General features: G+C 45.9%; 6 protein-coding genes. All 6 read right to left on the reverse strand.

The annotated features are described in order from the left end of the window. On the reverse strand, positions 1-845 hold an 845-nt coding region (locus tag WAM07_RS16950), incomplete at its 3' end, for a sodium:solute symporter family transporter (protein ID WP_422168585.1). A gap of 6 nt (positions 846-851) precedes the next feature. Then, positions 852-980, reverse strand: coding sequence for a hypothetical protein (locus WAM07_RS16955; protein WP_014641887.1), 129 nt, complete (start codon positions 978-980; stop codon positions 852-854). A gap of 361 nt (positions 981-1341) precedes the next feature. Next, the gene (gene pruA / locus WAM07_RS16960) at positions 1342-2892 is read right to left on the reverse strand and encodes an L-glutamate gamma-semialdehyde dehydrogenase (protein ID WP_422168586.1); all 1551 of its coding nucleotides are present in this window, start codon (positions 2890-2892) and stop codon (positions 1342-1344) included. Positions 2893-3179: 287 nt separating this feature from the next. Further along, the gene (locus WAM07_RS16965) at positions 3180-4325 is read right to left on the reverse strand and encodes a CamS family sex pheromone protein (RefSeq protein ID WP_422168587.1); all 1146 of its coding nucleotides are present in this window, start codon (positions 4323-4325) and stop codon (positions 3180-3182) included. Between the two features lie 117 nt (positions 4326-4442). Continuing rightward, positions 4443-6452, reverse strand: coding sequence for an NAD-dependent DNA ligase LigA (ligA, locus tag WAM07_RS16970; RefSeq protein WP_422168588.1), 2010 nt, complete (start codon positions 6450-6452; stop codon positions 4443-4445). Between the two features lie 14 nt (positions 6453-6466). Beyond that, the coding region (locus WAM07_RS16975) for a 3'-5' exonuclease (RefSeq protein ID WP_422168589.1) at positions 6467-7810 on the reverse strand (1344 nt) is incomplete at its 5' end.

Below are 7810 nucleotides of genomic sequence, written 5' to 3' on the forward strand. Positions count from 1 at the left end.
CCGTAAAGACCTAGAACCATCCAGCCTACACCAATAAAACGGGCTTTCGGAACATCTTTAGGTGAACGAAGGGCCATGAAACGTACAAGAATGTGGGGCTGCCCGAAATAACCAAGACCCCAGGCTAGAGATGAAATAATAGCTAATGCGCCTACTCCCTGTACCATGTTCAAGTGAGCCGGGTCGATTTGACCAACAGCGTCGACGGCGTTATTCCAGCCTCCCATTTCAGAAATAGCTACAATTGGCACGGCAATTAGAGCCAGGAACATAAGGATACCCTGAACAAAGTCTGTCCAGCTTACAGCCAGGAATCCTCCAAGGAAGGTATATGATATCGTTACAATAGCTCCAAGCCAAAGAGCTTGTGTATAGCTTAATGCAAAGGAAGCTTCGAACAGCTTCGCGCCGGCAACCATACCGGAAGAGGTGTAGAATGTGAAGAATAGTAAAATAACAGCTGCGGAAATTACACGCAGAATGTGGGATTTATCACGGAAACGGTTTTCAAGATAGTCCGGTACCGTAATGGAATCGTTCGCCACTTCTGTAAAGACACGCAGACGGCGGGCAACAAACTGCCAGTTTAGATAAGCACCAATAGCGAGACCTACACCAATCCACGCCTCGGATAAACCGGATGCGTAAATAGCACCTGGAAGACCTAATAGCAACCAGCCACTCATATCAGAGGCACCGGCACTAAGTGCGGCTACTCCTGGACCGAGACGGCGGCCGCCTAATACATAGTCAGATAAATCACTTGTTAAACGATATGCGGCAAAACCGATACCAAGCATACCAATTAGATAAATAATAAACGTTATTAACGTTGCTGTACTCATGTTTTTTTAGTCGCTCCTCTCAGTAAATAGTGTAATAATGGATAAGATAATTAAGATAGGCATAGGGACAAACAACCAGAACCAGGTTGCCCCTGAAATGGAATATGAAGCAGCTGCAGTCGCTAGTTCAAACACATTTTCACCTCCTGTATGTCGTAATATGCACTCCTATGCAATAGTTTTTACTTGTGATACATAAGTCATAGAAGTCTCAAAAGTCAAACACAAGTACAACTATATCATAGTATAATTACAAGAACATTGCAAAAATTGAGACATATTCTCGATTATGAATTTTTATGCGTAAATATTGTATTTATATACACATATTCGCTGAAATAACTATAAACATTCATTAAATTTTTTTAATTTTATTGGTGTGTTTACCATTTTTTATCTATTTCTTCTCTTTTGCTGCTACATGTAGTATGCTCCATTTTCTAAAAAAAACCCATTCTCCGCTTTTTTTATCGCAGAGAATGGGTTTAATCATGATTTACAGCATTTCAGAGGTGGTCTTACCTTGCATATGATGATACAAATAGTCAGGGCCACCGGCTTTGGAGTCGGTACCGGACATATTAAAGCCTCCAAATGGATGGTAGCCGACAATCGCAGCCGTACATCCGCGGTTAAAGTATAAGTTTCCAACATGGAAATCTTCTCTGGCCTTCTCAATGTGCTGACGGTTATTGGTAATAACAGCACCGGTAAGCCCATAATCTGTGTTGTTGGCAATTTCCAATGCTTCATCAAAAGAAGAAGCTTTCATAAACCCTAACACAGGACCAAAGATTTCTTCCTGCATAATCGTACTGTCAGGATCCAGATCTGCGAAGACGGTTGGCTCAATAAACCAGCCTTTGCTGTTATCGCCTTTTCCTCCCGCCATCAGCTTCCCTTCTTTCTTGCCAATTTCAATGTAATTAAGAATCTTGTCATACGCCCCCTGATCAATGACCGGCCCCATGTACGAGCGGTTATCAGCAGGATTGCCATGACTGACTTCATTCTTTGTTTTCTGGACGACACGCTCGAGCAGCTCATCGTACACAGCTTTATGGGCGACCACGCGGGAGCATGCCGAACACTTTTGGCCGGAGAAGCCAAAAGCAGAATAGGTAATGGCGTCAGCGGCCAGTTCGAGGTCGGAATCTTCATCAACGATGATCGTATCTTTACCGCCCATTTCAATGATGGTGCGCTTCAGCCACTTTTGACCTTCATGGACTTTAGCCGCGCGTTCGAAGATTCGGGTACCAACTTCACGGGATCCAGTGAAACTGATAAATCGAGTCCGAGGGTGGTCTACAAGGTAATCCCCCACTTCTTTTCCGCTCCCCGGAATATAATTAATGACTCCGGCAGGAAGACCGGCTTCCTCAAGGACCTCCATCATTTTATAAGCAATAATAGGTGTGGAGCTTGCGGGTTTGAGTAAAACCGTGTTTCCGGATACCATAGCTGCGACGGTGGTACCGCACATGATCGCAAACAAAAAGTTCCACGGAGAAATAACCACGCCTACACCAAGCGGGATGTAATGGAATCGGTTATTTTCAATTGGACGGGAATTGATTTCTACGCCTTTATCAATATCAAGCATCTGACGAGCGTAGAACTCCATAAAATCGATGGCTTCCGCTGTATCGGCGTCTGCTTCTTTCCACGGCTTTCCGCCTTCTTTAACAAGATGAGCTGTAAACTCATGCTTACGCCGGCGGACAATGGCTGCGGCACGGAATAGGATGTCAGCACGGAACGAAGCTTTTGTTTTGCGCCACCAGCTAAAGGTCTCGTCGGCAATTCTATGCGCTTTTTCTGCGAGATCCTGGTTTGCTTTTGCGACGTACCCAATTACTTCTTTCTTATCTGCTGGATTCACCACTTCAATTTTGTCATCGGTCATAATCCGTTCGCCGCCGATAATCAAAGGATACGTCTTTCCTAACTCTGCTTCCACCTGCTTAAGAGCAGATTCAAGTGCTCTGCGATTCTCTTCAATACTGAAATCGGTAAATGGTTCATGTTTGTAAGGGACCACCATGGTTACCCGCCTCCTAAAGGAATAAATACATACAGACGCCGGATAATTTTTCGAAAATTACCACGGCTTTTCCAAAGCTTATTTTACCGCAACTTCATCTCTTCCACAAATCAAATAACCGCAAATAATCTGATTTAGCTTAATTTGAATACTTAAACTAAATACAACTCTTCACATAGCAAATTTTCGTCCATATAAGTATAGTAAATCGAATTTGCTCGAAATTTGCATATCTCTAAATACAAAAAAGCCGCGTCGATGTTTAGCATCCACGCGGCCCAAGATATTTATTCATAGATATGAACGAAAGGTTCCTCTTTGCCAGCCTGCTGGACAATGAGGCTTTCCTGTTGATCCATACTGTTAATTTTTACTTCTACATCATAGTGGTCCGGGAACATTTCAACTACCAGACCGTACACATACTGAGTGAATCCGACCACTTCTGACTGGGAGCGGAACTGGATCGGAATATCAATAGACACTTGCTGAAGTTCATTATCCACATAAAATCCGTTGGCAATCATCCCTACGAAGTTCGGGAAGTAATCAGATACTTCCTCTCGGAAATCCGAGAATATCTGCGAATCTTCAAAGTAGTCATTCTCCGCTTCCTTCGAAGGGAAAAGGACGTGTTTTTCATTAATGTCTTTCCAGTCACCAATGGATGAAGAAGAGCCTTTCACCATTGTTTTGGTTAAAAATTGACCAGGAACCTTGGAGCTTGCTTCTTCCTCTTCATAAAGAGCAAATACCACTGGTACGTTTTTCAGCTGATCCCGTTCTCGCAGTCGCTTTAGAATCGTTCCAGCATACTCTTTTCCCTTTTTCAAAAGCTCTTCTGTGGAATGGTCTTCTTTATAATTCCTTCCTTCCGCAGTGAAGTTGTAAACGGTTCGTAAGGAAATACCAATGGTTATTCCTTCCAATTCCACGACATCATCATTTTTTTTAACCAGGTAATCCTGCTCCACAATGTTCGATATATATTTAGGGTTTTCACGGAACTGTTCAGCTGTTGCTTCGTCTTCGATAAGTTCCGGGTTCAAACCTCCTTCATTGTGCCTCTCATCGTATCTACCCAGCCAGTCAAACACTGTATCTCCACTAAGAAACTGTCCAGGCTGAAAAAAGTATTCCTCCGGATCGTAGTATTCCTTAGAATGCCGCCTGAGGCCTTGCTCAAACTCGGAGATGTCCATCCGGTTCCCCATCTGATTTACCGTGACCGACCGGGCTTTTGAAACTTTGGAACGGTCTTCCGATAAAATCATGCGGTACGTTTCTTCCGATATGCTATGATTCGGAATGATCGCCTGATTACTGTCCTTATCTTTTGTTTCCTGAATGACTTCATCTTTATTATCAAACACTGGCGTACACGCGCTAACCAAAAGCAATGAACCAACCAACAGTGCATGCCACTTCCTCATGTATCCCACTCCCCATGTAATTACGTGAAACGATGATCTTCCGTGAATTGTGCCGGGCTTTCCTGCCTGTCCCCAAAGCTCCACTCGTTTCCATTAGAGGAGTGGCGCCTGTCTGTTTTACTCCGGCTGAGATACCGCTTGTTTAAACTGCTCTTCGTTCCATATCTCTACACCCAGCTCTTCTGCTTTTGTGTACTTCGAGCCGGCATCTTCCCCAGCAATCAGGATATCCGTCTTCTTACTGACACTTCCCGTGACGTTTCCGCCCAGCTCTTCCACAATACTCTTAATATCCGATCGTTTGTATTCTTCCATCTTTCCTGTAATGACGACCGTTTTGTCTGCAAACGGAGAGTCCGCAGGTGCTTCCTGCTTCCTTGCTCCTTTATACGCCATATTAATCCCCAACCGCTTTAATTCTTCCAGTAACTGGATGACCTGAGGTTTATCAAAATATCTTGCGATTGATTCCGCCATTTTCTCGCCGATTTCTGGAATGCCTTCGAGCGTTTCGGCATCAGCAGCTGCTAAATCATCCATATGGCCGAACTCCTGCGAGAGGGTATTGGCCGCTTTTGTGCCCACATAGCGGACACCAAGCCCGAATAACAAGCGTTCCACTGAATTTTCCTTCGAGATTTCAATGGAATTTAATAAGTTCTGGACCGATTTTTCACCCATGCGTTCTAGCTTCAATAGTTCTTCTCGTTCCAGCTTGTACAGGTCTGCGATGGTATGGATCAGCTTTTCTCTGAACAGCTGAGCGATGACTTTCTCCCCAAGACCTTCAATATCCATCGCATTGCGGGATACGAAGTGGATGAGAGCCTCCCTGAGCTGAGCCGGACAGTTCGGATTGATGCAGCGTAAAGCTACTTCCTCTTCTAAACGAACGAGCTTGCTTTCGCATTCTGGACACACTTCCGGCATATGGTACGGTTCTTCTTCACCGCTTCGCTCATCCACCACGACACGAACCACTTCTGGTATGATGTCGCCAGCTTTCTTTATAACAACGGTGTCGCCAATGCGAATATCGCGTTCACGTATCAGGTCCTCATTGTGAAGAGAAGCACGCTGAACGGTTGTGCCCGCTACTTTAACCGGTTCTAAAATCGCGGTAGGCGTCACCACTCCAGTACGGCCCACACTCAGTTCAATATCTTTAAGAGTCGTAATCGCCTCTTCAGCCGGGAACTTATAAGCCGTCGCCCAGCGCGGGCTTTTAGCGGTAAAGCCAAGCGTGTCCTGCTGATCCAGACGGTCAACCTTAATGACGATGCCGTCAATTTCATAATCGAGGTCCTGGCGTTTTTCTACCCAGCTATGAACATAGTCGATTACTTCCTCGATATCGTTACACTTTTTCCATTCCGGATTCGTTTTAAGCCCGAGCTTCTCCATTTGCTCGAGACGTTCACTATGGGCCTCGGAGGACTCATCCTGCCATTGGCCAATTCCGTAAAGAAAAATATCCAGATTACGCTTCGCCGCAATTTTTGGATCAAGCTGGCGCAAAGAACCCGCTGCTGCGTTTCTCGGATTGGCGAAAGGCTCATCTCCGCGTTCTTCACGCGCTTCATTCAAAGCGTTGAAGGATTGCTTCGGCATATACGCTTCGCCACGGACTTCAAGCGTCTCCGGCTGCTTCAGCCTGAGTGGTATATTCCGAATCGTGCGAAGGTTTTTCGTAATATCTTCACCGGTCGTCCCGTCGCCTCGGGTGGCTCCCCGGACGAACACGCCCTCCTCGTAGCGGAGGGAAACGGCGAGCCCGTCTATTTTTAATTCACATACATAGCTGACGTCTTCGTCAGTTCCCCCGCGCACCCGTCGGTCGAAATCGCGCAGTTCCTGGTCGTCAAAAGCATTACCAAGACTCAGCATCGGCACGTCGTGCTGCACTTTTACAAATGCATCGAGCGGCGCACCGCCGACACGCTGAGAAGGAGAATCTGCTGTTTGAAAATCAGGAAACTCCTCCTCCAGCTCAATCAGCTCCTGCATCTTTTGATCATATTCGTAGTCAGGAACGCTTGGAGCATCGAGCGTATGATATTCATGGCGGTAATGTTCTAGTTCTTCTCTTAGGGTATCTATCTTTTTCTTTGCTTCATCTGCGTTCATAACCATCCACTTCCTTACGCTTTCGTAATCGGTGCATACCGGGCGAGTAGTCGCTTAATACCGGTTGGAGCTGGAAAAGCAATATCAAGCTCCATTGCATCTCCTTCACCCTGTACATTTACGACGGTTCCTTCGCCCCATTTTTTATGGGCAGCTTTATCACCAGGGTTCCAGGTGATTTTCTCCCCGCCTGTAGATTCTTTCGGCTGCGTTTTCTTCGCGGCCCGCTTCTTCGGCTGCGGTGCAGAGGCCTCCTGGGCTCCAGCAGGCTCGCGTTTTTTATTGAAGAATGGCAGCTCTTCCGGCTCTTCTTTACCTTCTACGAGATCCTCAGGAATTTCATTGATAAAACGGCTGATTGGATTCATATTCGTGCGGCCATATAACGTACGCATTTTCGCATGGGTAATGAACAGCTGTTTCTCTGCTCTGGTAATGCCTACATAAGCGAGACGGCGCTCTTCTTCCATTTCCGATTCTTCCATCAAGGCGCGGCTGTGCGGAAATACATTCTCTTCCATTCCTATTAGGAATACGAGCGGGAATTCAAGTCCCTTGGCCGAGTGAAGCGTCATGAGGGTAACCGTGTCATCACTACTAGGGTCTTCATTCATGGAATCGATATCCGCAATCAGGGCAAGATCTGTTAAAAAGGCGATAAGTGTCTTATCTTCACTGTTTTCTTCAAAGTTCTTCGTGACCGATTTGAACTCTTCTATATTCTCAAGACGGCTTTGCGCCTCTATACTTTTCTCATTCTTCAGCATTTCTTCATATCCCGTTTTCGTAATGACATCCTGGACCATATCGGTGGCCGACAGAAATTCCTGCTGCTGGGTCCAGTTCTGGATCATTTTACGGAAAGCCATGATCGCCTTGGCTGCTTTTGCACTGACGCCAACGAAATCGACTTCCGCTGCCGCTTCATATAAAGAAATATCATGGTCAGCCGCGTAAGCCATCATCTTATCCATACTCGTCTTACCGACGCCGCGCTTCGGTTCATTGACCACACGCTGGAAACTAAGATCATCATTTGGATTCGCGATCAGACGCAGATAAGCCAGCATGTCCTTGATCTCTTTACGATCGTAGAACTTCGTGCCGCCAATCATCTGGTAAGGTACCCCGGCTTTTACAAAGGTCTCCTCAATGGTACGGGACTGGGCGTTGGTACGGTATAGAATAGCTGCATCTTTATATTGAAAACGTCCCTGTCTGATGAGATCCTCAATTTTATCCGTCACAAACAAGGCTTCCTCACGCTCGGTATTCGCCTGATGGTAATGGATTTTATCGCCGCCGTCATTATCCGTCCAAAGCCGCTTCGGCTTGCGTCCGCTGTTATTATCAATCAC

It is taken from the genome of Halobacillus sp. (genome assembly GCF_049282395.1).
GTDB lineage: Bacteria > Bacillota > Bacilli > Bacillales > Halobacillaceae > Halobacillus.

Excerpts from the sequence above, each read along its gene's own strand:
- pruA (WP_422168586.1), bottom strand. The coding sequence starts at position 2,892 with ATGGTGGTCCCTTACAAACATGAACCATTTACCGATTTCAGTATTGAA.
- WAM07_RS16965 (WP_422168587.1), bottom strand. The coding sequence starts at position 4,325 with ATGAGGAAGTGGCATGCACTGTTGGTTGGTTCATTGCTTTTGGTTAGC.
- ligA (WP_422168588.1), bottom strand. The coding sequence starts at position 6,452 with ATGAACGCAGATGAAGCAAAGAAAAAGATAGATACCCTAAGAGAAGAA.